The 25,039-nt window shown below is 61.2% G+C and carries 9 protein-coding genes; 6 read left to right on the top strand and 3 right to left on the bottom strand.

Annotation, left to right across the window (positions count from 1 at the left end; genetic code table 11):
- The first annotated feature begins 64 nt into the window (after positions 1–64).
- The 5 genes from ACO6TG_RS08575 to ACO6TG_RS08555 all read left to right on the top strand — a co-directional run bounded on the left by ACO6TG_RS08575 (position 65) and on the right by ACO6TG_RS08555 (position 18,099).
- Positions 65–13,690, top strand: a complete 13,626-nt coding sequence (locus ACO6TG_RS08575) for an amino acid adenylation domain-containing protein (protein WP_422377788.1) — start codon at positions 65–67, stop codon at positions 13,688–13,690.
- Complete coding sequence (locus ACO6TG_RS08570; RefSeq protein WP_422377787.1) at positions 13,680–15,227, top strand: 4-hydroxyphenylacetate 3-hydroxylase N-terminal domain-containing protein; 1,548 nt, start codon at positions 13,680–13,682, stop codon at positions 15,225–15,227. The genes ACO6TG_RS08575 and ACO6TG_RS08570 overlap by 11 nt, the downstream gene beginning before the upstream one ends.
- 25 nt (positions 15,228–15,252) lie before the next feature.
- On the top strand, positions 15,253–15,462 hold the full coding sequence (locus tag ACO6TG_RS08565; RefSeq protein ID WP_094072029.1) for an MbtH family protein: 210 nt from the start codon (positions 15,253–15,255) through the stop codon (positions 15,460–15,462).
- A gap of 46 nt (positions 15,463–15,508) precedes the next feature.
- The gene (locus ACO6TG_RS08560; RefSeq protein WP_422377786.1) at positions 15,509–17,149 is read left to right on the top strand and encodes a cyclic peptide export ABC transporter; all 1,641 of its coding nucleotides are present in this window, start codon (positions 15,509–15,511) and stop codon (positions 17,147–17,149) included.
- 299 nt (positions 17,150–17,448) lie between these two features.
- Positions 17,449–18,099 carry a peroxiredoxin gene (locus ACO6TG_RS08555; protein WP_422377785.1) on the top strand — a complete coding sequence of 217 codons (651 nt, stop codon included), beginning with the start codon at positions 17,449–17,451 and terminating at the stop codon, positions 18,097–18,099.
- A 53-nt stretch (positions 18,100–18,152) separates the two neighbouring features.
- Here ACO6TG_RS08555 and dld read toward each other — a convergent pair whose 3' ends face one another.
- Both dld and ACO6TG_RS08545 read right to left on the bottom strand, forming a co-directional pair.
- Positions 18,153–19,859, bottom strand: coding sequence for a D-lactate dehydrogenase (dld, locus tag ACO6TG_RS08550; protein WP_422377784.1), 1,707 nt, complete (start codon positions 19,857–19,859; stop codon positions 18,153–18,155).
- A gap of 314 nt (positions 19,860–20,173) precedes the next feature.
- Entirely contained in the window at positions 20,174–20,830 is a 657-nt protein-coding gene (locus ACO6TG_RS08545) for a lipoyl protein ligase domain-containing protein (protein WP_422377783.1), read from the bottom strand.
- 285 nt (positions 20,831–21,115) lie between these two features.
- On the opposite strand from ACO6TG_RS08545, the gene ACO6TG_RS08540 reads away from it, so the two are divergent.
- Positions 21,116–23,908, top strand: a complete 2,793-nt coding sequence (locus ACO6TG_RS08540; RefSeq protein ID WP_422377782.1) for a bifunctional aconitate hydratase 2/2-methylisocitrate dehydratase — start codon at positions 21,116–21,118, stop codon at positions 23,906–23,908.
- An 86-nt stretch (positions 23,909–23,994) separates the two neighbouring features.
- Here ACO6TG_RS08540 and ACO6TG_RS08535 read toward each other — a convergent pair whose 3' ends face one another.
- Complete coding sequence (locus tag ACO6TG_RS08535; protein ID WP_422377781.1) at positions 23,995–24,630, bottom strand: 4'-phosphopantetheinyl transferase family protein; 636 nt, start codon at positions 24,628–24,630, stop codon at positions 23,995–23,997.
- Positions 24,631–25,039: the final 409 nt, after the last annotated feature.

Below are 25,039 nucleotides of genomic sequence, written 5' to 3'. Positions count from 1 at the left end.
GATTTCCAGAGCTGTGACGGCCAGGAGTGCCGCAGCGGGGGCTCCGTGCGCGGATCCTGATACCTTGTCGCAGAAGTCTATGGATTGTGTTGCGGATCTGTTTGCAAGCCAGGTGCGTGCACGTCCCCATCAAACTGCGCTGCTCATCGGCCAGACATCGGTGAGCTTTGAAGAACTGGACCGCCAGGCAAACCGGCTTGCGTGGCATCTGATCCGGCAGGGTATCGGGCCGGGCAAGATCGTGGCGCTCGGCTGTCCTTCAGGTGCCGACCTCGTCGTATCCTTGCTCGGGATATTGAAAACCGGTGCCTGTTACATGCCCCTTGACCCGTCCTATCCGGCAGGGCGGCTGGTCATGATGCTGGAAGATGCCGAGCCCGATCTGATCATCTGCGGACCCTCCGCGCTGGAAATTGCAGCAGCTGCCGGCATGAGCGACCGGATCCTAGCCATCGGGCAGGAACATGTTCGCTCGCTTATCGACTCGCTGCCTGGCAATGAGCCAACCGCGGAAGATCTGATCAGGCCATCCAGCCAGGATGATCCGGTCTATCTGGTCTATACGTCCGGCTCCACAGGGCGGCCGAAAGGGGTGCTCGGGCGACAACGGGCCCTGGTCAACCGCCTTCTCTGGATCGGCGAAGCCTTGCCGTTTCAAGAGGGGGAACGGACGCTCTTCAAGACCTCGCTCAATTTCATTGACGGATCGACGGAGCTGCTGGGCGCACTGGCCAATGGCAGTGCCGTCGTCGTCCCGGAGGGCCCGGTGACCGGTGATCCCCGCCGCCTTGCGGAAGCCGTCGAACACTTTGGCGTCACGAGGCTGACCGTCGTGCCCAGTCTTCTCGCCTCCTTGCTTGAGGACGACTGTCTGCACCATCTGTCGGACTGCCGAAGCTGGATCACGAGCGGGGAAACGCTGCCCACGAGTCTGCTCGACAGCTTCAGTGAAAAGCTGCCGCTTGCCCGGCTTTACAATTTCTATGGCGCTTCCGAGGCGGCCGGCGACAGTCTCTGGGCGGCTTGTGTTTCAGGAAAACCCGTCACGATCGGCAAGCCGGTGCGCAGGACGGAGGTGTTCCTGCTCGATGGAAATCTTGCCGAAGTCGCTGAAGGTGATGCCGGGGAGCTTTATCTGGCCGGCGAGGGGCTGGCCCTCGGCTATCATCGCCAGCCGGACAGGACAGCGGACCGGTTTGTTGCCTCTCCGTTCGGGCCGCCGGGCGCCCTTCTTTATCGAACAGGCGATGTTGCACGCCGGTTGCCCTCTGGTGAGTATCAGTATCTCGGCCGGAGCGATCACCAGGTGAAGATCCGCGGTGTGCGGGTGGAACCCGGCGAAGTTGCCGCCGCACTGGACGCCTTGCCGGCGATTGCCCGTTCTGCGGTTGTCTCAAAGAGGCGGGAAAACGGCAGTGTCTATCTTGCTGGCTATGTCGTCTGGACCAGGGGGGCAGAAAAGAATGTCCCGAAACTGCTTCGGGACCTCTCTGTGCAATTGCCGCCAGCCTTTCTGCCGTCGGCCGTCGTGACACTGTCCGAGCTGCCGTTGATGCCCAACGGCAAGCTCGACAGAGCGGCCTTGCCGGACCCCGAGCCTCAGGCGCTTTCAGAAGGTGGCGCAGCATTGACCTCGCTGGAGGAAATGCTGTGTCATCTTTTCGCGGAGTTGCTGGGCCTCAAGAGAGTAGGCCCGGAGGATCACTTCTTCCTTCTTGGAGGGCATTCTCTTCTGGCCGCGCGCCTTGCCTATCGGCTTCAGGACCGGCTTGGCGTGTCGCTCGAACCTGCTCAGGTATTCGATGCTCCGACGCCGCAACAACTTGCTCGTCTTGTCGAGAAAGCGGGATCAAAGTCAGCCGCCTTTGCGCTGCAGCCGCGCCCGGCAAAGCTGCCCCTGTCATCTGCCCAGACGCGGCTCTGGTTCCTGAACCGGTTGCACCCGGAGGATGCGTCTTACGCGCTGACCTATGCCTACCGCCTCGATGGTGCCTTGAAGCCCGACACAGTGCGCCGGGCATGGACGGATGTGATCGACCGGCACGAGGTGCTCAGAACGCTCTATCTTGAAGATGAAGATGGCGCGCCCTTTCAGACCATTCTGGCGACCTGGCCTGAAAGCGACGTCTTCAGAGTATCGCCTTCAGCGCTTCAAAACGCGGAAGAGGCGCGGCGTAAACGGGTGGCGTTGCCCTTCGATCTGACCCGAGACCTGCCGATCCGGATTTATCTGGAACCGGCCGCTACAGGATCTTCAGAATCTCATCTGATGCAGATCGTGCTTCATCACATCGCGGTCGATGGCGGCGCCATCAACCTGCTTCTGGCGGATTTCGAGACAGCCTTTGCCGCTCGACGGAAGGGGGAGCGGCCGGACTGGGCCCGCCCGTTAGTCGCCTATGCGGATTTCGCAGTCTGGCAACAGGATTGGCTCGAACACGCAGGGGCCGCAGATGCGCAGCGATACCTTGCAGACTGGAAGGCCGATCTTGAAGCTGCGCCGGAGTGTCTGGACCTGCCGTGTGCAGAAGGGCGTCGCCAGACGGCCCATTGGCTGGGGGATGAGGTTACAGTTGATCTGCCGGCGCGGCTTCACCAGCAGCTGGTGGCACTGGCTGCGGAGACCGGCACCAGCCTCTTCATGGTGCTTCAGGCGGCGCTCGCCACGACCGTGTTCCGGCTAGGCGCCGGTGAGGACATCGTCATCGGGACGCCGGTGGAGGGCCGTCCTGACAAGGCCTTTGAAGAAACAGCCGGTCTGTTCGTCAACATGCTGGCGCTTCGCAACGATCTTTCGGGCCGGCCGAGTTTTCGCGATCTTCTGCTTGCCACGCGTGAGCGGAGCCTGCGGGCCTATCAGCGTAGAGACGTGCCGTTTGAAACCGTGGTCGATGACCTGAGGCCCGAAAGGGACCTGTCCTACCATCCGCTGTTCCAGTTGGTTCTCGCCCTCGACATGGAAGGACCAGCGTCGCTCGACATTCCCGGACTGGCGGCGACACCCCTCAACGTGCCGGTGATCGCTTCCAAGTTTGATCTCTCCTTCGACTTGACAGCTCGCCGCGATGAAAAAGGAGCGCTGGCCGGCATCTTCGGACGGATCGAGTTCCGCACGGATTTGCTGGACCAGAAAAGCGCCACCTGGATTGCGCGCCGTTTTGTGAACCTTCTCGACGCAGTGGTTCAGGATCCGGACGACCGGCTGGACACTCTGACGATGACCGATTTTGCGGAACTCGCCGATGTCGCTTCGCGCAGCCAGGGCCGGCAGGTGGTCAGGCCGGACGCCGTAGTCTCGCTTGTTGAGCGGTTCAGAACGCTTGCAGCCCGGCACGGCAACAAGACAGCGCTTGCCCACGAGGCCTTCGCGCTCTCCTACAAGGATCTGGAGCGCAGCACCGATCTGGTGGCGCGCAACCTCGTTTCGCGCGGCGTAGAACCAGGTGACCGTGTTGCAGTGTTCATGGAGCGATCCATCGATCTGGTGGTTGCAACGCTTGCCATTGTAAAGGCAGGCGCTGCCTATGTGCCGCTCAATCGCAACGATCCGCCGCAGCGGCTGGAGCAGCTCGTCGCGGATACAGCTGCCAGCCTTGTCCTGATCGATGGTCCGAAGGACGGGTCGGCTATTGGGGTGACGGCCAACTGCATCCCCTTTCGCGACCTGCAGGCGGGCAATCCGGATAGCGCCCTGCCGAAAACACAGGCGGCCCAGATCGCGTGTGTCCTGTTCACGTCCGGGTCGACCGGCCGGCCGAAGGGCATCGCGATCAGCCACCGCAACATACAGGCGCTGGCGCTGGACGGGTGCTGGCCGGAAGGATCGCACGAGCGGGTGCTGTTGCATTCCCCCTATGCCTTCGATGCCTCGACCTACGAAATCTGGACGCCGCTGATGCTCGGCCAGGAGCTGTTCGTGGCACCGCCCGGACTTCTGGACGCCGAAACAATCAGCCGCCTCATCGCGACGCATCAGATAACAGCCGCCTGTATCACGACACGGCTCTTCAACATCATTGCCGGGGAAAAACCGGCTGCCTTCCGGCCGCTCAAATCTGTCCTGATCGGCGGCGAGGCGGCGTCAGCAGAGGCCCTTCGCCGGGCAACGTCTGCGGCACCCGATACCCGTTTCGTCAATGGCTATGGTCCGGCAGAAGGCACCACATTCGTTACCTGGCATGCGATGCGGTCACTGGAGGCCGACGCCTACAAGGTTCCGATCGGATTGCCACGCGACAATTGCCAGGTGCGCATTCTGGATGATCGCTTGCAGCCTGTCGGCTTCGGCATGGTGGGTGAGCTTTATCTGGCTGGGGATTGCCTGACACTCGGTTATCTCGGCAGAACGGGTCTTACGGCAGAGCGGTTTGTCGCCGATCCTTTCGGACCGGCGGGCGAGCGGATGTATCGCACCGGTGATCTCGTCCGCTGGCGCAGCGACGGCTTGCTGACCTTCGTTGGCAGGGCGGATCACCAGGTCAAGATCAACGGCTTTCGCATCGAGCCCCAGGAAATTGAAAACGCGATTGGTGCCAATCCCGATATTGGCCAGTGCAGCGTGATCGTGCGTGAGGACCGGCCGGGCGAGAAGAAGCTGTTCGCCTATGTTGTTGCGGCGGGTGAAACTGCCCCGGATCTCCTGGCGCTGCGCACGCATCTGGCCGAGGCCTTGCCCGCCTTCATGGTGCCAGCCCATTTTGTTCCGCTGAACCAGCTGCCCTTCACGACCAACGGCAAGCTCGATGTGTCCAGACTGCCGGCGCCGGACATTCAAGGTGAAACATCGCGGGCGGCAAAAGCAGGACTGGAAGCCGATCTTTGCGGGCTCTTCGCCGATGTCCTGGGCTTGCCGGTGGTCGGTCCGGCGGACAATTTTTTCACGCTCGGCGGCGACAGCATTCTGTCGATCCAGCTGGTCAGCCGCGCGCGGCGACAGGGTCTGATCTTTTCTGCCAAAGATGTCTTTCAATGCAAGACGCCGGAGGCCCTTGCCAAGGCCACTGTCAAGAAAGAGACCGAGCAGAGCGATACAAGTCTCAAGGATGGCTGGCTCGACGCGGCCGAACGGGCCGAGATCCTGGACCGCTACGGGCCGTCTGTTTCAGCTGTCTGGCCTTTGACGGGTCTGCAATCGGGTCTGCTGTTTCATTCGCTGATGGATGCGGAAACGGGCGAGGATGCCTACAAGGTCCAGACGGTGGTGTCTCTTGCCGGCCCGGTGGAGGCAGAGGAGCTGCGCGCCAGCCTTCAGACACTCGTCGCCCGTCATGCGCCCTTGCGGGCCGTCTTCTGCCATGAGGGCGTGCGCGATCCGGTTCAGGTGATCCTGGGGGAGGTTGCCGTGCCGTTTCAGGAACGGGATCTCACGCAAAGCAAGGACCCGAAGGCTGCCCTTGACCAGTTGCTGGCCGAAGACAGGAAGGTGCCGTTCGACCTGGCGAAGGGGCCGCTCTTCAGAGCGCAGCTGGTGCGCTTGCCGGAGGGCCGGGCGGAGCTGATCCTGAGCAATCATCACATCCTGCTCGACGGCTGGTCGCTGCCTGTGCTGATGCGCGAGTTGTGCCAGATCCATGTAATGGGTGGGGCAGTGTCCTTGCCGCCCGTCGTGCCTTTCGATCACTATCTCGGCTGGCTGCAAGCCCAAGACAAGGAGGCCGCGCGTGCTGCCTGGCAGACGGCGCTCTCCGGTCTCGGCGAACCGACCCGGCTTGCTGCCTCCATCCATGGGCAAATGTCTGCGGACAAAAACGCGCCGGATGAAGTGCTGCGCTTCGACAGTTTGCTGAGCGCAGAGGCGACCAGATCCCTGGAGGCGCTTGCCCGCGGGCTCGACATCACGCTCAACACTGTGCTTCAGGGCGCCTGGGCCGTTCTGCTCGGACGGATCTGCGGCAGTACGGACCTTGTCTTTGGGGCGACCGTTTCCGGGCGACCAGCCGAGATTGCCGGCGTGGAGGCCATGGCCGGTCTCTTCATCAACACGGTGCCGGTGCGGGCACAGCCGCAGCCCCGTCAATCCGTCGGCACATTCCTTCAGGATCTGCAGGCCGCGCAGGCGCGCCTCTTGCCACATCAGCATCTCGGCCTGCCGGAAATCCAGGCCGCCGTGGGGCTCGGGGACCTCTTCGACACGCTGGTCGTGTTCGAGAACTATCCCGATCAGGAGGATCTGAGCGGTTCCTCCAAAGAAGGGCTTTCGATCCAGGGGCTGGAGGTCCACGACCGGACCCATTATCCGGCCAGCCTGATGGTGGTGCCGGGCGCGCAATTGCTGTTGCGGCTGGATTGCCGGAAGGAGTGGATCGGGGCGGAGCTCGGCCAGAGCCTCCTGGAGCAGCTCTGCCATCTGCTTCGGCAGATGAGCGCCCGTCCGGAGGCTCTTCTGGGCACCCTTGAGACGCTGGCACCGGAGCAAAGGCAGCGCGCGCAGGATCGCTGGAACGAGACGGGACATGATCTGCCAGCGGGCGATCTGACGGAGCTGATCGCGGCAACGGCCCGCAGATATCCGGACCGGGAGGCCGTGGTCAGCGGCGAGGAGCGGCTCAGCTATGCCGCGCTCGAGGAGCGGGCCAACCGGCTGGCGCATGTTCTTCTTGGGCGGGGTGTTGGCGCGGAAGATGTCGTGGCGATTGCGCTGCCGCGTTCCGCTGACATGATCGTGGCGATGCTGGCGGTCCTGAAAACGGGCGGGGCCTATCTGCCGCTGGACCCGGCCTATCCGCCAGCCCGGATTGCCATGATGCTGGCCGATGCATCGCCCCGACTTGTGCTGAGCGAGGCCGGGACGGCAGCAGAGCTTGCAGACGGACTAACCGGGTGTGAGCGTCTGCTGCTGGACGCGTCGGCGACGAGGGCGGCGCTTGAGACCTCGCCAGTCAGATCACCCGGGGACAAGGATCGGCGGATCCCCATCGATCCGCGCCATCCGGCCTATGTCATCTACACGTCCGGTTCTACCGGCAAGCCGAAGGGCGTTGTCGTCACGCGGCAGGGGCTTGGCAATCTGGCACTTGCGCAGAATGAACGGTTTGACATTTCGGCGACCTCACGTGTGGCCCAGTTTGCCTCCTTCAGTTTTGATGCGGCGTTTTCAGAAGTCTCGACGGCCCTTGTCGCCGGGGCGGCACTGGTGATCTGGCCGAGAGTCGCTTTTACCGATCCGGTTACGCTGAAAGCCTTCATGCAGGAGGAGGCAATCTCTCATATCACGCTGTCTCCCAGCCTTTTGGGCGTGATGGCGGTAGACGATCTGCCGGAAGGATGTGTTCTGGTGACGGCAGGCGAAGCCATCGGCGTTGCGGAGGTCCGGCGATGGGCGGCAAGGTGCCGGCTGATCAATGCCTATGGTCCGACAGAGGTCACGGTGTGCGGCTCCATGAGCCAGCCGATGTCTTCCGGTCATCCTGAAGGCATTGCCTCGATTGGCGACGCGATCTGGAACACGCAGCTCTATGTGCTTGATGAGGCCATGCAGCCTGTCGGTCACGGCGTCGCGGGCGATCTCTATATTGGCGGCATCGGTCTTGCTCGGGGATACCAGAACCAGCCCACCCTGACGGCCGAGAGGTTTCTTGCAGATCCCTTTGCCGGTGCCAGTGCCGGAACCGGTGCCCGGATGTACCGGACTGGGGATCGGGTCTACCGCGGTGCCGATGGCGCGCTCTTCTTCCTTGGCCGCAGCGATACGCAGGTCAAGATCCGGGGACGGCGCATCGAGCCGGGTGAAATCGAACGGGTTCTGCTGCAAAGGGCAGACGTCGCCCAATGTCTGGTCAGCGTCTATGGGGACCCGCAGGGAGGGGCCAGACTGGTTGCCTATGTGATCGGTCCGGAAACAATCGAGCCGGATGCAGATGAGCTGTTGCGGTATTGCGACGACCGCCTGCCGGATTACATGGTGCCCGCACAGATCGACCTTCTGCCCTATTTGCCGCGTTTGCCGAACGGCAAGATCGATCGCAAGGCCTTGCCGGCACCCAGCCGTCCGGAACGCAATGCCGTGTCGCGGGAGCTGTCCCCGGTGGAACAGGCGGTGTCGGCCGCTTTCGCTGAAACGCTCAGTCTTGCGGCAGTTGCACCGGAAGAAAGCTTCTTTGCGCTCGGCGGTGACAGTATTTCCGCGATCCGGCTGGTCAGTCTCTTGCGCAAGGCGGGCTGGCTGACGTCGCCCAGGGATGTTTTCGAGCAGAAGACAGTTGCAAGACTGGCCGGTGTTGTCCACCCGCTCAACATTGACCGCCCGGTTCGAAACACCTCGTCCAGCGGTGGGACCGTTACGTTGACGCCGATCATGCGCTGGTTTTCCGAGCAAGGTGGTCCGGTCGACGGCTTTTTCCAATCGGTCTGCCTGACACTCCCGGAAGGCGCAGACGGCAGCTTTTTGAAGACCGCGCTGGCAGCCTTGTTGCGTCAGCATGAGATGCTGCGTTTGAAGGCTTCAGACGGTCTTGGAAACCTGCGCATAGAGCCTCTTGCAGAAAGGCCGGAGATTGTTCCCCTCAAAACGCTCGACCTGACCGATTGCGACACGAGGTTGGATGTGGCGCAGCGCCTGGAGCAGGCGAATGCAGCCGCCGTTTCGGCCTTATCTGTCGCTGACGGAGCGGTGTTCAATGCGACCTGGTGCCGGCGGGAAAACGGCGCCCCGGACCTTTTGCTGTTATGCGCCCATCATCTCGTCATTGACGGTGTTTCCTGGCGGATCCTGACCGATGACTTGCAGGCAGCCTGGAAGGATTGGAGCGCGGGCCGGTCTGTCTCGGTTGAGCCCGCATCGACATCCTTTCAGGATTGGGGACGGCTCTTGCAACAGGACGCTTGCTCGGAGCAACGCCTTCGGGAATGCGGCTATTGGCAGGAGGTGACAAGCGCTGACACTGCCTCGCTTCTTGTGGAGCCGTTCAACCGAGACCTGGATACCGTTGCAACCCTTGGCTTGCGACACGCGACACTCGATTCTGCCAGAACGGAGCAGGTTCTGACCCGCCTACCGGCTCTTTATGCCTGCAACCCGCAGGACATTCTGCTGACCGCGCTCAGCCTCGCGCTCGGTGCCTTCTTAAGAAAACGAACCGCTTTCACCGGTGCAGCCATTCTCTGCGATGTCGAAGGTCACGGGCGCGAGGCGTTCGGTGAGGCGGATCTCAGCCGAACCATCGGCTGGTTCACGAGCCTTTACCCGGTGCGGCTGGAGCCATGTGATCTGGACCTGCCCATCGCCGATGTGCCTGACCGGGTCCTGAAACACATGATCGGGAGGGCCAAGGAAAGGGCGCTCCGCCTGCCTGATCGCGGCCTCGGCTTCGGCCTGTTGCGCTATCTGAATGAGGAGACGGCGGGTCTTCTCGCCAAGGGGCAAAAGGCGCAAATTTCCTTCAACTATCTCGGCCGTTTCGATGCCGGGCGAAACCACGACTGGGCAGCAGCCTCTGAATTCGGCGGTCTGCGCGGCGGGTTTCCTGCGGCAAGTCCGCTGGAGCATGCACTTTCAATCGACTGCCAGGCGATCGAGGACCTCGACGGCTATCGTCTTCAGACCGATCTTGGTTTTGCCACACGGCACTTGTCCGCTTCTGATGCTGCCGAGTTCGAAGCTTGTTGGGACAGTGCACTGAAACGGCTGGCTTCACATGCAGCTTGGCAGAACGCAGGCGGAAAAACGCCGGCCGATTTTGCATTGGTTTCCCTGGCACAGTCCGAAGTCGACCTTCTGGTCAACCGCTACGGGTCGTCTGTTTCGGCTGTCTGGCCTTTGACGGGCTTGCAGTCGGGTCTTCTGTTTCATTCGCTGATGGATGCGGAAACGGGTGAGGATGCCTACAAGGTCCAGACGGTGGTGTCTCTCGCCGGCCCGGTGGAGGCAGGGGAACTGCGCGCAAGCCTTCAGACACTCGTCGCCCGTCATGCCCCCTTGCGGGCCGTCTTCTGCCATGAGGGCGTGCGTGATCCGGTTCAGGTGATCCTGGGGGAGGTTGCCGTGCCGTTTCAGGAACGGGATCTCACGAAGAGCAAGGACCCGAAGGTGGCCCTTGACCAGTTGCTGGCCGAAGACAGGAAGGTGCCGTTCGACTTGGCGAAGGGGCCGCTTTTCAGAGCGCAGCTGGTGCGCTTGCCTGAGGGCCGCTCCGAGCTGATCCTGACCAACCATCACATCCTGCTCGACGGCTGGTCGCTGCCGGTGCTGATGCGTGAGCTGCACCAGATCCATGCTGCAGGCGGGGCAGCGTCCTTGCCGCCCGTCGTGCCTTTTGATCACTATCTCGGCTGGCTGCAAGCCCAAGACAAGGACGCCGCGCGTGCTGCCTGGCAGACGGCGCTCTCCGGTCTCGACGAACCGACCCGGCTTGCTGCCTCTGTCCATGGGCAAACGTCCGCGGACAAAAACGCCTCGGAGGACGTGCTGCGCTTCGACAGTTTGCTGAGCGCAGAGGCGACCAGATCTCTGGAGGCGCTGGCCCGCGGGCTCGATATCACGCTCAACACCGTTCTTCAGGGTGCCTGGGCCGTGCTGCTCGCACGGATCTGCGGCAGCACGGATCTTGTCTTTGGGGCGACCGTTTCGGGACGGCCAGCGGAGATTGCCGGCGTGGAGGCCATGGCCGGTCTCTTCATCAACACGGTGCCGGTGCGGGCACAGCCGCAACCCCGGCAGTCCGTTGGCGCATTCCTTCAGGATCTGCAGGCCGCGCAGGCGCGCCTCTTGCCACATCAGCACCTTGGCCTGCCGGAGATCCAGGCCGCCGTGGGGCTCGGGGATCTGTTCGACACGCTGGTTGTGTTCGAGAACTATCCTGATCAGGAGGATCTGAGCGGTTCCACTGCAGAATGGCTTTCCATTCAGGGGCTGGAGGTCCACGACCGGACCCATTATCCGGCCAGTCTGATGGTGGTGCCGGGCGCGCAATTGCTGTTGCGGCTGGATTGCCGGAAGGAGCGGATCGGGGCGGACCTCGGCCAGAGCCTCTTGGAGCAGCTCTGCCATCTGCTTCGGCAGATGAGCGCCCGTCCGGAGGCACTTCTGGGCGCCCTTGAGACGCTTGCACCGGAGCAACGCCAGCGCGCGCAGGATCGTTGGAACGAGACGGAACATGATCTGCCGACAGGCGATCTGACGGAGCTGATCGCGGCAACGGCTCTCAGACATCCTGACCGGGAGGCTGTGGTCAGCGGTGAGGAGCGGCTTAGCTATGCCGCGCTCGAAGAGCGGGCCAACCGGCTTGCGCATGTTCTGATTGGGCGGGGTGTCGGCGCGGAAGATGTTGTGGCGATTGCGCTGCCGCGCTCTGCCGAGATGATCGTCGCGATGCTGGCGGTCCTGAAAACGGGCGGGGCCTATCTGCCGCTGGACCCGGCCTATCCGCCGGCGCGGATTGCCATGATGCTTGCCGATGCATCGCCCCGGCTTGTGCTCAGCGAGGCCGCGACGGCGATAGAGCTTGCAGACGGGCTGGCCGGGTGTGGGGTGCTGCAGCTGGACTCGGCGGCGACGAGGGCGGAGCTTCAGGCGGCACCAGCTTTGCCGCCCACGGATGACCATCGGCGCGTCCCCATCGATCCGTGCCATCCAGCCTATGTCATCTACACATCAGGCTCGACAGGAAAGCCAAAGGGCGTTGTCGTCACACGGCAGGGGCTGGGAAATCTTCTTTGCAGCCTCACCCGGACCCTTCCTTTGGGACCAAAAGACCGGTTGCTGAGCGCAACGACAATCGGCTTCGACATTGCCGGACTGGAACTCTTCGGCCCCTTACTCACAGGCGCGACGGTGCTTCTGTTTGACGGCCGGCAGCGGGAAACCGACGCCCTGTCGGACTGGATCGAGAGAAACAGCCCATCGGTCATGCAGGCAACGCCTTCCTTGTGGCGTGCCTTGCTTGAGACAGGTGACTTGCCGCCCTTGCGCATTCTGGCCGGTGGGGAAGCGCTTGATGGGGAACTGGCCGGAAAGCTTCTGGAGGCGGGCCCCGTGACCAATCTCTACGGCCCGACGGAAACAACGATCTGGTCCCTGATGGAGACGATCCTGCCCGAAACTGCTGAGGCTCCGGCAATCGGTCACCCTCTCTGGAACACGCAGGTTCATGTGCTGGATGCGGCGTTGCAGCCTGTTGCGGACGGGGTCTCGGGAGAGCTTTACATCGGGGGACTGGGCCTTGCGCGCGGCTATCATGGCAGGGCCGACCTGACGAGCGAACGCTTTGTCGCCGATCCCTTCGCCGGCGCAGGTGCTCGCATGTATCGCACCGGGGATGTTGTTTTCCGCAGGCCGGATGGAGGGCTGGTCTTCCTCGGCAGAAGCGATGCACAGGTCAAGATCCGGGGACACCGGATCGAGACAGCGGAAATCGAGGCAGTGATAGCGGCAATGACCAACATTGCGCGCGCCGTTGTCATCGACAGACCGGGACCGGGAGGGGCTCCCGTGCTGGTGGCTTATGTGGTGCCGGAAACCGGTGCCGACCTGAAACCGGAGGCGATGCGCAAGGCGCTTCAGCAGCTTCTGCCCGACCATATGGTTCCGGCGGAGTTCGTTATGATCGATGCCGTTCCTCTGACGCCCAACGGCAAGGTGAACCGTCTGGCCTTGCCGGCGCCACACCACGCCAGCCGTTCATCGGAACCGCGCTCCTTGCGCGAGACCCTGCTTTGCAATCTGTTCTCGGATCTGCTGCCCGGGGTGACGGCCGGACCGGAAGACAGCTTTTTCGAACTTGGTGGCCATTCGCTTCTGGCGGCGCGCCTCAAGGTTCAGATGCGTGACAGGCTTGGTCTTGATGTCAGCCTGCATGACATTTTTGAAACGCCGACGGTGCGGGGTTTGCTGTCTCTCGGCAAGGATCGCAAATCTGGTCTCCTTGAACCGGTGCTTCAGATCAGACGTTCCGGCGGCGAAGCGCCGCTCTTCTGCGTTCATCCCGGTTTCGGGCTTGGCTGGAGTTATGCCGGGCTGGTGTCGGTTCTGCCAAACGACGTCCCGGTCGCGGCCTTGCAGGCCCGCGGATATGCAGGCGAGCAAGATCTGCCGCGCACCCTCGATGCCATGGCGGCCGATTATATCGATCATGTCAACCGGTTGTGGCCGGACGGGCCTGTCCGGTTGCTCGGCTGGTCCTTTGGCGGGTTGGCAGCCTTCGAAATGGCCTGGCACCTGGAAGCGCGTGGACGGGCTGTTGATCTGGTTGCGCTGCTGGACTGTTACCCGATGAAGGATGGCGATCCGTTGCCGGATCTTTCCGATCAGGGCGCGCGTCAGGCGTTTTTCGAGATGATCGGCTTCGACCCGCAAGGACGTGCGCCGGACGATGTGGCGTTTGAGGATCTGAAGCGGTTCCTGGTGGAAAACGCGCATCCTCTTTCGGATCTCGGTGCTGCCGATTTCGACAACATGCTGCGGATCGCGCGCAACAACGCGACGCTGGCGCATGGCTTCCGTCCCGAAGCGATCAACGCACCGCTTGTGCATTTCGTTTCAGGATCAAGCTGGGCCATGATGGGGCTGGAAGAAGATCCCTGGTCGCGCCTCACCAGGGGGGGCTTCGAGAGACGCATGCTGGACCATGGCCACCACCAGATGACGACCCCGGCGGCGCTGGACGTCATCGGCAAGCACCTTACGGATCTGATGCGACGGGCCGGACGGTCCTCCGGCCAGGACGATGGAAAAGGGAGAGTTGAGAATGTCGGTTGAACCTCTCAATCCTGTGGAGCGGTCGGAGGTGGTGACCGCCACGCCGATGACCGGACGCGAATTTGTCGACAGTCTCAAGGATCAGCGCTGTGTCTATTTCAACGGTGAACGGGTCACCGATCTCACCGAACATCCCGCCTTCCGCAACTCGGTGCGATCCCTCGCCAGGCTGTATGATGCGCTCCATGACGACCATGACAGCGGCGCCGGCATCCTGACTGCCCCGGCAGATGCCGATCCGACTGGCTATACCCATCGGTATTTCAAGGTGGCCCGAACAGCTGAGGATCTGCTTGGCCAGCAAAAGGCCATCGCCGAATGGGCGAAACTCAGCTACGGCTGGATGGGCAGATCACCCGACTACAAGGCCGCCATCGTCAACACGCTGGAAGCGAATGCGGACTACTACGGGCCCTTTGCGGCAAATGCCCGGCGCTGGTACCACCTGGCGCAGGAGCGGACCTATTTCATGAACCATGCGGTGGCCAATCCGCCCATCGACAGGGCCAAGCCGTTTAGCGACGCCAAGGACATCCTGGTTCATGTGGTGAAGGAAACGGACGCCGGGCTCTACCTGTCGGGCGCCAAAGTGGTCGCGACCTCGGCTGCCCTGACACACTTCAATTTCCTCAGCCACCATGCCGTCTCGGAGACCAACGGGCCACCGACGGCGTTCATGTTCTTTCTCGACATGTCGACACCGGGCATCAAACTGATCTGCCGCAATTCCTACGAATTCGCCGCACACGAAGCCTCAAGCCCGTTCGATCATCCACTGTCGTCCCGGTTCGACGAAAACGACGCCATTCTCGTGCTCGACAATGCTTTTGTGCCCTGGGAAAACGTCCTGGTGCACGGTCCGGCGCACAAGCCGATCGATTTTCTGATGGACACCGGCTACCTGCAGGGGACCTGTTTTCACGGCTGCACCCGGTTCGCGGTCAAACTCGACTTTCTGGCCGGTCTCCTGACCAAGGCGCTGCACATCACAAGCGGTGACGAGTTCCGCGGCAATCAGGTGCTGCAGGGCGAGGTGATCGCGCTCCGGCATCTGTTCTGGTCCCTGTCGGACGCGATGGCAAAGACGCCGGAGCCGTTCGCCGACGGGGCCGTTCTGCCTGGCGTCAGTGCGGCCCAGGCCTATCGCGCCCTGGCTCCCGATGCCTATGGCCGGGTCAAGGAAATCGTTCAGAAGATCGTGGCGTCCGCGCTGATCTATCTGCCGTCCTCGGCGAAGGATTTTCAGAACCCGGAGATCGACGCGTACCTGGAACGGTACGTGCGCGGCTCCAACGGCATCGGATACAAAGATCGCATCAAGCTGATGAAGCTGCTCTGGGACGCCACCGGCTCGGAATTCGCCGGGCGGCACGAGCTTTACGAGCGCAATTACGCCGGCAATCACGAAGAGGTCAAACTGCAGCTGCCGGCGATTGCCCGGCGCGACGGGTCGATGGACCAGATGCTGTCGCTTGTTGACCAGTGTCTTGAAGACTATGATGAATTTGGCTGGTGCAACACGGCGTGGAAAGACTGATGCCACCAGTTGGGGAGACCATGCGATGACCAATCCGTTCGACGATCCCGACGGCACATTTCACGTGCTGGTCAATGACGAGGAACAGCATTCCCTGTGGCCGGATTTTGTTGCGATACCGGAAGGCTGGCGGTCCGTCTTCGGTCCCGGCAAGCGGCAGGACTGTCTCGACTATGTCAATGCCAACTGGCCAGATATCCGACCGAAGAGCCTCCGGGACGCGGCGGGCAACTGACCTGAAAGACACGCTGCGGCGAACCACCTGGAGTGCCTGATTTCCGATGAAATTCTTTCGTCTTTTGTATCGCGAAGCAGGCGACAGCAAACGCACCTTCCTGTTGCTTTCCCTGATCCCGGGTCTTGTGATGGGCCTCGTGATCGCGGTGATCAACGCGGTGACCAATTATCAAAGTGCGGGCGGCGTCCAGTGGCAATATCTCGGCCTGTTCGGGATCGGCTGTGCCACGGTCCTGTTCACGATGAACCGGGCGCTCAACATGGCCACGGCGATCATTGCCGACTATCTGAGCCGGCTGCGCATCAAGGTCACCGATCAGGTCCGCAGTCTCAATCTGGCCGCGGTGGAGGAGATCGGTGTCAACCGGATCCGGTCCGTTGTGGGGCGCGATCACCAGACCATCGAAGAGACGGCGCCGGCGCTGGTCGGACTGATCTACTTCGTCATGCAGCTGGTGATGTCAGCGCTTTACATCTGTTATCTCTCCCCGCTGGCTTTTGCCGTCACTCTGGCCTTCCTGGCGGGCGCTGTCTTCTTCTACCGCAAGAGCTACCAGGACGCCGAGGAGCTGATGCGCCAGGCCAGTCTGAGCGAGCAGGCATTCCAGAACAGTTTCGAGAATATCCTGGGCGGCTTCAAGGAAGTGAAGCTGAACGGGCAGCGCAGCGATGACCTGTTTCACAACTACGTGGTGCCGCGCTCCGAGAAGGTCGAGGAGCTGCGGGTGGAGTCCGGCCGCTCCTTCATTTACGGGCAGTCGGTCAGCGATGTCTTTTTCTACACGCTGATGGGCACGCTGGTTTTCGCCATTCCCTTCTACGTGTCCGACCTCTCTGTTCCGGGCAAGATCGTCACCGTCATCGTTTTTGCCAGCGGCGCGATCACGTCGATCATTCGCATGCTGCCTGTCGTCTCCCGCGCCAATCTTGCAGTGTCCAACATTGAAGACCTGGAGACGTTGCTGGCCGGTCACGCGGAACGCGCGGAGGAGGGGCGTCCGGTCAAGCAGGCGAGGCTGACAAAGTCGCTGGCGCTCAAGAAGATCGCCTATACCTATCACAGCGAAAACGGAGACAGGCCGTTCTCCATCGGTCCCTGCGATCTGGAGATCGAAGCGGGTGAAATGGTCTTTATTGTCGGCGGCAATGGCAGCGGCAAGTCGACCCTGGCCAAGATCCTGACCGGGCTCTACGACGCCAATGGCGGGCATATCTCCTGGGACGGAAAAACCGTGAAGGCTGCCAATATCGACCTGTATCGCAGCCTGTTTGCCGTCATCTTTTCCGATTTTCACCTGTTTGACAGGCTTTACGGCGTCGACCTGTCCGATGAGCAGAAACTCTACGATCTGCTGGAAGACATGAAGCTGGATGAAAAGGTCCACTATCGCAACAACCGCTTCAGCACGACCAACCTGTCCACGGGCCAACGCAAGCGCCTTGCGATGGTGGTTGCCCTGCTGGAGGACCGGGATGTCTATGTGTTCGACGAATGGGCTGCCGACCAGGATCCGGAATATCGCCGCTGGTACTACACGGAGTTTCTCACGAAGCTGAAGAAGGACGGCCGTACGGTCATTGCGATCACCCATGACGATCGCTATTTCGATGTTGCCGACAAGGTTGTCTGGATGGAAGAAGGCAGGATCAGCAAAGTGGCGCGCCCGGCCGAGGCTGACGCCTGAGGCTTTATGAGATCCCTGCTCCGGCCTGTTGGCACGTGGGCCGGCCGTCATCGCCGAATGTTGCAAAATTTCAATTTGACTATCAGCAATTGATGGTCATCTATCGGGCCGCACGAATGGTCGCGACGAAATATCTGCTCGGACCGGACCGCTGCTGCCTCTACAACGGTCAGGCATGGCCTGACGGGCGGCGCTGCAGCAGGTCAACCGCCTGAGCCGACGCCGGCAGGTTCGCGCCTGGTCGCAGGCTCTTCCGCTTGCCTGCGAGCAAACATCAACGTCTGAAAAGGACAGAACGCATGTCACTTCGTATCAACGACACCGTCCCGAACTTCACCGCAGAGACCGATCAGGGGCAGATCACGTTTCACGACTGGATCGGTGACAGCTGGGCGATCCTGTTCAGCCACCCGAAGGATTTCACTCCGGTCTGCACCACGGAATTCGGCGCCGTTGCACAGCTGGCTGCCGAGTGGGAAAAGCGCGGCACCAAGGTGATCGGCGTTTCTGTCGACAGCGCGGAAGACCATCGGAAATGGAAAGGTGACATTGAAAAGGTCGGTGGGGCTGCCGCCGGTTTCCCGATCATTGCCGACGAAGGCCTGGCGGTCTCCAAGGCATTCGACATGCTGCCTGCCGAAGCCTATCTGCCGGACGGACGCACGCCGGCCGACAGCGCTACCGTTCGCTCCGTTTTCATCATCGGTCCGGACAAGCAGCTGAAACTGTCCATGACCTACCCGATGACCGTTGGCCGGAACTTTGCCGAAGTGCTGCGCGCGCTGGACGCCCTGCAGACCTCCGCAAAGGGTGTGGCCACGCCGGCCAACTGGCAGGTGGGTGAGGATGTCATCATCCCGCCGGCCGTCAGCGACGAAGATGCCAAGGCAAAATTCGGCGAGTTCGACGCCGTCCTGCCTTACCTGCGCAAGACCAAGGCCCCGGCCTAAGCGTCAAAGAGCCTGTCACGGCATTTCCGGTGCCGTGACAGCGCCCCGGCCGGTCAGTGATAACACTTCCGGCGTGACATCTTGCCGATGCCCGGGTTGAGCGTGTTGGTGGGATCACATTTCTTGTAGAATTCGGCGAGATCCGGCTTGGCCGCGTAGAGATGGCCGACATTGTGTTCGGCCGGATATTCCGCACCGCGTTGATCCAGCAGCGCCAGCATCTTCTGCTTGAGCGCCTTCGGGTCCCGGCCTTTCTTCACGATATAGTCCTGATGCAACACGTGGCAGAAGAAGTGGCCGTAATAAAGCTTGTGCAGCAGGTTGTCCTCGATCTCCGCCGGCAGCGTTTCGAACCAGTCCCGGTCGTCCCGGCGCAGTGCAATGTCGAGCGCCAGGATGTCCTCGACGTCACCGGCATGCACGGCCTGGTAACGGACGGCCGCACCGGCGGCGGCGAAGCGATGCAGTCCGGCAATCTTGCCCTCCCGGGGCGTGCAGGTGAACCAGGCACCGTCCTCGCCTGAAAAGAAGTCCGCCAGAAAAGCCTCCGCCTCGGCAACACCGCCGTCCCGCATCTTCAGGATCAGGTGGTGCTCGTAGTTTGCCCGGTACTCTTCCATTCGTTTCGGCAATACATTCGGCCACATCCAGCTCAGCACCTGCATGAAGCGATCGGTCAGGTTGGAGGGCAGCAACGGGATCTTCGAAAGCCGCGCATCCACCCAGCCTTTCATGGCAAAGATGGCCGGCAGCTTGTCCGTTCCCATCTTGTCGATCAGGACGAGCGTGTCCTTGCCGTATTTTTTGGATATGTCGTAGATCTCGGCATGCATGTATTCGCCCGAGACCGGCAGGTGTTCGAACTCCGCGAGAACGTGGCGGCGCAGTCTTGTCAGCACCTGGGTGTCATTGGTGCCGATATAGAAGACCTTTTCGGTTTCCGGCTTGGGGTAGGTGTCGAGCCGGGCTGCGAATACCGCCAGCTTTCCGGCGCAGCCGGAGGCTTCGTGCAGCCGCCGCTTGTCCGCATTGAACCGCGCGGGGCTCGGCGAGTCGATGTCCCGGACCCGCTGGTGATAGTCGGTGTCCGAGGCCTTGAGATTGGTTTCTTCAATGTCCTGGTCGGTGTAGTCGCCAGTCTCGAGCCGCGTCAGGATGGTCTCCGGGTCGTCCCCCAGCGCAATGCCCAGATGATTGACCAGTTCAAGTGTGCCGTCTTCGCGGACCTGCGCATAAAGCGAGAGTTCTGTGTATGACGGACCGCGCTCGACAAGGGAACCGCCGGAATTGTTGCAGACACCGCCGATGATCGAAGCGCCGATGCAGGAGGAGCCGATGACCGAATGCGGTTCCCGGTCCAGCGGTGCCATCAGTTTTTCCAGGCTGAACAGGGTGGCGCCGGGAAAGGAGACGATCTGCCGGCCTTCGTTCAGCAGCTGGATCTTGTCCATGCGTTTGGTGCTCAGGACAATCGCGTCCCGGTCATACTGGCCGTTGGGTGTCGACCCTTCGGTCAAGCCCGTGTTGGCGGCCTGCATGATCACGATCTTGTCTGCGGCGACACAGGCCTTCAGAACGTTCCACTGCTCCAGCAAGGTTCCGGGCTGCACGACGGCGAGCGCCTTGCCTTCGCCGGAGCGGAAACCCTTGCAGAACCGCTCCATCGACCTCGGATTGGTGATCACATGCCGGTTTCCGACAATGTCCTTGAGTGCGGCAACGAGCTGATCGTCAGTCTGTGTATTGGCCTGGGCTTGCATGCTGTGCCTCCGGCTTCTGATCCGTCGCGTCTCGGCAAACGGCAGGGGGTCAAGCGTGTCGGGTTGCTTTGGTATATATTTTTTACCAATTTACCTTCTGGCACGCAAGCTGGCAATCAGACCTTCTGCCAAGACGGCGGGATAGGTCGGTCAGTCAGGGATTGGCGGCAGACCGTGACATAGTTTCAAACGGAGGACTGACTGCAGTCCGGCCCGCGGCAGTGCCGGAGCCAGGCTGTCAACAGGCGGCAGGTGCTCAGATAGGTGCCGACAGAGAGCTAAGCGATGCCTGCTGTCTGATCCGAAGAGGCGGATTACATGGCAAAAGCGTCGGTCAGTCTTTTGACAAAGTCTTCCTTGCTGTCGCCTTCCGGCAGGCTGGCATGTGCGGCCGGGTCGATCCGCCGGACCTCTCCAAGTTGATCGAGGAACCGGTTGATGGCGTCAATCGCGTCGAGGGACACGGGTTCTATCAGCATGATGGCATGGGCCAGCACGGCGCTGCGGCTTCGGTCGGCCTTGCCGCGCCGGATGCGCATGGCCGTACCTGCGAATTTGCGGCCATTGAACTGGACGTTGAACTCTCCGTCGCAGAAGGCGCCCGGTTGCCAGCCCCGGCTGGCGCCCGGCCCAAGCGCCTGTTCGATCGCAGTGCAGAGCCGGTCATATTCCCGACGGATATCGACCTGGATGCCGGACTGAGTGGCGTAAACATGGGTGACGTTCAGGATGCCGGTGCCCTGAGGTGTCACGTCTCCGCCGGTGCTGCGCAGGTGCACGGGCCAGCCTTCGGCTTCAAGGATTTGCGAAGCTTTCTCGAAAAGAGGTTTGTTGCTCAGGTTTTTCGGCGACACCAGACATGTCGGGCTTTCCCAGAACCAGAGATGGCGCTTGGCCGGATTTTGGCTGACCTCTTCCAGCAGGTCGAGCTCATGCGCCAATGCCTCGGCGGCATCCAGGAAATCGATCAAGAGCTACCTCAATGGACCGCGTCTTCAGATTGCCTTGGATCTAGATTATCCTTGAACAGAACACAACAGCAGCGCTGCGCCCCGCGGAACGATCACGCGCAGTGTGCCGGCCGGCATCCATCGGCTTGCAACAATCACCAGGAGTGGTGATCGTCAGTTCGGAAAAAGATTGCATACCAGTGTATACTGAACTATTAGGGCACCCAGCAAGCTTGACCCGGCACGCCAGAACAGAACGCGACCCGGCGTCATAGCGATCATCAACTCCAAAGCGCCGGGGGTATCATGAGCCTTTATGCCGATTATCTGAAAGAGATCGAGACACGCAAAACGCAGGGTCTGAATCCCAAGCCGATTGACGATGGTGCGCTTGTCGACGAAATCGTCGCACAGATCAAGGACCCGGCCAACGAGCACCGCGAAGCGTCCCTGAAGTTCTTCATCTACAACACGCTGCCGGGCACAACCAGCGCCGCCGGCGCGAAGGCCCGGTTCCTGAAAGAGATCATCCTTGGTGAGGCTGACGTGCCGGAAATTCTCCCGGCCTTCGCTTTCGAACTGCTGTCCCACATGAAGGGCGGTCCGTCGATCGAGGTCCTGCTCGACCTGGCCCTCGGCAATGACGAGCAGATCGCAAGGAGCGCGGCGGACGTCCTGAAGACCCAGGTCTTCCTCTACGAAGCCGATACCGATCGCCTGAAAGAGGCTTATGCCGCCGGCAACGCCATTGCCGCAGATATCCTGCAGAGCTACTCCAAGGCCGAATTCTTTACCAAGCTTCCGGAGATCGATGAGGAGATCAAGGTTGTCACTTATATCGCCGCTGAAGGCGATATCTCCACCGACCTTCTGTCGCCCGGCAACCAGGCTCACTCCCGCGCCGACCGTGAACTGCATGGCAAGTGCATGATCTCCGAGCGCGCGCAGCAGGAAATCCAGGCTCTGAAACTGCAGCATCCGGACAAGCAGGTGATGCTGATTGCCGAGAAAGGCACCATGGGTGTCGGCTCCTCGCGCATGTCCGGCGTCAACAACGTTGCGCTGTGGACCGGCAAGCAGGCGAGCCCCTATGTTCCCTTCGTCAACTATGCGCCGATCGTTGCAGGCACCAACGGCATCTCCCCGATCTTCCTGACCACCGTCGGCGTGACCGGCGGCGTCGGCATCGACCTGAAGAACTGGGTCAAGAAGCTGGATGAAGACGGCAACCCGATCCTGAACAATGACGGCAATCCGGTTCTGGAGCAGAAATACTCCGTTGAAACCGGCACGGTGCTGACCATCAACACCCAGAAAAAGAAGCTCTATAACGGGGAAGGCGACGAGGAACTGGTCGACGTGTCCTCGTCCTTCTCGCCGCAGAAACTCGAGTTCATCAAGGCCGGCGGCTCCTATGCCATCGTCTTCGGCAAGAAGCTGCAGAGCGTTGCCTGCGACATTCTCGGTGTGGAACTGAAATCCGCCTTTGCCCCGTCGAAGGAAATCTCCCACGAAGGCCAGGGCCTGACCGCGGTTGAGAAGATCTTCAACAAGAATGCCGTCGGCTCCACTCCGGGCAAGGTCCTGCATGCCGGCTCCGACGTGCGGGTGAAGGTCAACATCGTCGGGTCGCAGGACACGACCGGCCTGATGACCTCCCAGGAGCTGGAAGCCATGGCTGCGACCGTGCTGTCGCCGACCGTGGACGGTGCCTATCAGTCCGGCTGCCACACGGCATCGGTCTGGGACCTGAAAGCACAGGCCAACACGCCCAAGCTGATGGCCTTCATGCACAAGTTCGGCCTGATCACGGCGCGCGACCCGAAGGGCGTCTATCACTCCATGACGGACGTGATCCACAAGGTGCTGAACGACATCACAGTGGATGACTGGGCGATCATTATCGGCGGCGACAGCCACACGCGCATGTCGAAGGGCGTTGCCTTTGGCGCGGACTCCGGCACCGTTGCCCTGGCGCTGGCCACCGGCGAAGCCAGCATGCCGATCCCGGAATCGGTCAAAGTGACCTTCAAGGGCTCCATGGCCGACCACATGGATTTCCGCGATGTGGTTCATGCCACCCAGGCGCAGATGCTGAAGCAGCACGGCGACAACGTCTTCCAGGGCCGCATCATCGAGGTTCATATCGGCACGCTGCTGGCTGACCAGGCCTTCACCTTCACCGACTGGACAGCCGAGATGAAGGCCAAGGCCTCCATCTGCATTTCCAACGATGAGACGCTGATTGAATCGCTGGAAATCGCGAAGCATCGCATCCAGGTGATGATCGACAAGGGCATGGACAACGACAACAAGATGCTCCAGGGCCTGGTCGACATTGCCGACAAGCGCATCGCCGAAATCAAGTCGGGGGAAAAGCCGGCACTTACCCCGGATGCCAACGCGAAATACTTCGCGGAAGTCGTTGTCGATCTCGACGAGATCAACGAGCCGATGATCGCCGACCCGGACGTCAACAATGCCGACGTTTCCAAGCGTTACACCCACGACACGATCCGGCCGATCTCCTATTACAATGCGGAAAAGAAGGTCGATCTGGGCTTTGTCGGCTCCTGCATGGTTCACAAGGGCGATGTGAAGATCGTGGCGCAGATGCTGCGCAATCTTGAAAAAGAAAATGGCAATGTCGAGTTCAAGGCACCGCTCGTTGTCGCTGCTCCGACCTACAACATCATCGACGAGTTGAAGGAAGAGGGCGACTGGTCGGTCCTGCAGAAGTATTCCGGCTTCGAGTTCGACGATACCGCGCCGAAAAGCACGGCCCGCACAGAATACGAGAACATTCTCTATCTCGAGCGGCCCGGCTGTAACCTTTGCATGGGCAACCAGGAAAAGGCAGCCAAGGGCGATACGGTGCTGGCGACGTCGACCCGCCTGTTCAAGGGCCGCGTGGTTGAGGACAGCGACGACAAGAAGGGCGAGTCCCTGCTGGCGTCGACGCCTGTCGTGGTTCTCTCCGCAATCCTCGGCAGAACGCCGACGGTCGAGGAATACAAGACCGCGGTTGAAGGCATCGACCTGACCAAGTTCGCGCCGCCGCTGCAGAAACCGCTCGATACCCAGTCGGTCCACTTCTAAGGACCGCTGGCCAAAAGGGCTGGAAATGAGCTGCCGTGCCGACCGTCTCCGCGTTTTTCGGAGATGGTTGGCGCGGCAGATTTGTTTCAGGTGTCTTGAGACGTCTCGATTGCAATCGCTAAAGGTGGCAAGTTCTCGGGGCGCTCTTCGCTGACAGACCAGCTTGCGTCACCGAACCGAACCTCGCCTTGAGGCCGGAGCATCAGGTGGGCCAGATCGAGGCCGGGAAGATCGTCGATCAGCCCACAGCCCTCTGCCTTGAGCACCGCCTCCTTCATGCGCCACAGGCGCAGGAACAGATCCACCCGGACATCGGCGGGCGCGGACAGAAGCAGGCGCTGCTCGGCTTGCGACAGGGTCAGCCGCGACAGGTTTGCCGCTTCGCTTGCATCGATACGCCCTGTTGCCTCGATGTCGACACCGATCCGCCGCCCCATGCAAAAGGCGGCTGCTACCCAGCCATTGGAATGGGTCAGGTTGAATTGGCACGCCTGGCCATCAATGTAGGGCTTGCCTTGTGCGTTTGTTTCGATCGGCACGGCGCCGGGGGGCAATTTCAGCATATCGCCTAGCACGCGGCGCAGGATGGACCGGCCGAGAAGATGCTCCAGGCGGTTCTGCTCCAGCCGGAACCGGTCCGCCCGCTCACGTTCCAACGTGCTGGTGAGCTTTGAAGCCAGCAAGTCAGCGGTGTTGGCATCCGTGATGGACGCAGCAATCACAAGGGCCTGACCTCCTTCAAGGTGGGAAGCAGGATCAGTGAGCGCATCAATGCTCACGATCAATGGTGTGGGGGCACATTCAATTACCTCAATCATGAATCCAGAATTGCACTGCAAAGGTCCAGCTGGCCAGTCGAAACTGAGAACTTGAATTGGAGAGAGTTGTGCAAAGGGTATGCGGAGGCGGAAGGGCTGGCTCCATTCCAACTTGGCCGCAAAGTAACGTGATGTGTCTCACAAGGGCGCAGGCCGTTCGCCCTGGGTGCCCTCCTGCGTTTTGCTTCCAAAAGACGGTTTTTCGACGTTCCGCTCTGATAAATCGCAATTTATATTGAAAAACTAAATTCTGAAATCAATTTAGATATCTTTATATATGAAATTTAAAAAATAGATTAGCTCCTGTCGGGGC

This window comes from Roseibium sp., assembly GCF_965233565.1.
Lineage (GTDB): Bacteria > Pseudomonadota > Alphaproteobacteria > Rhizobiales > Stappiaceae > Roseibium.
This window is presented reverse-complemented; position numbering and strand designations above follow the sequence as displayed.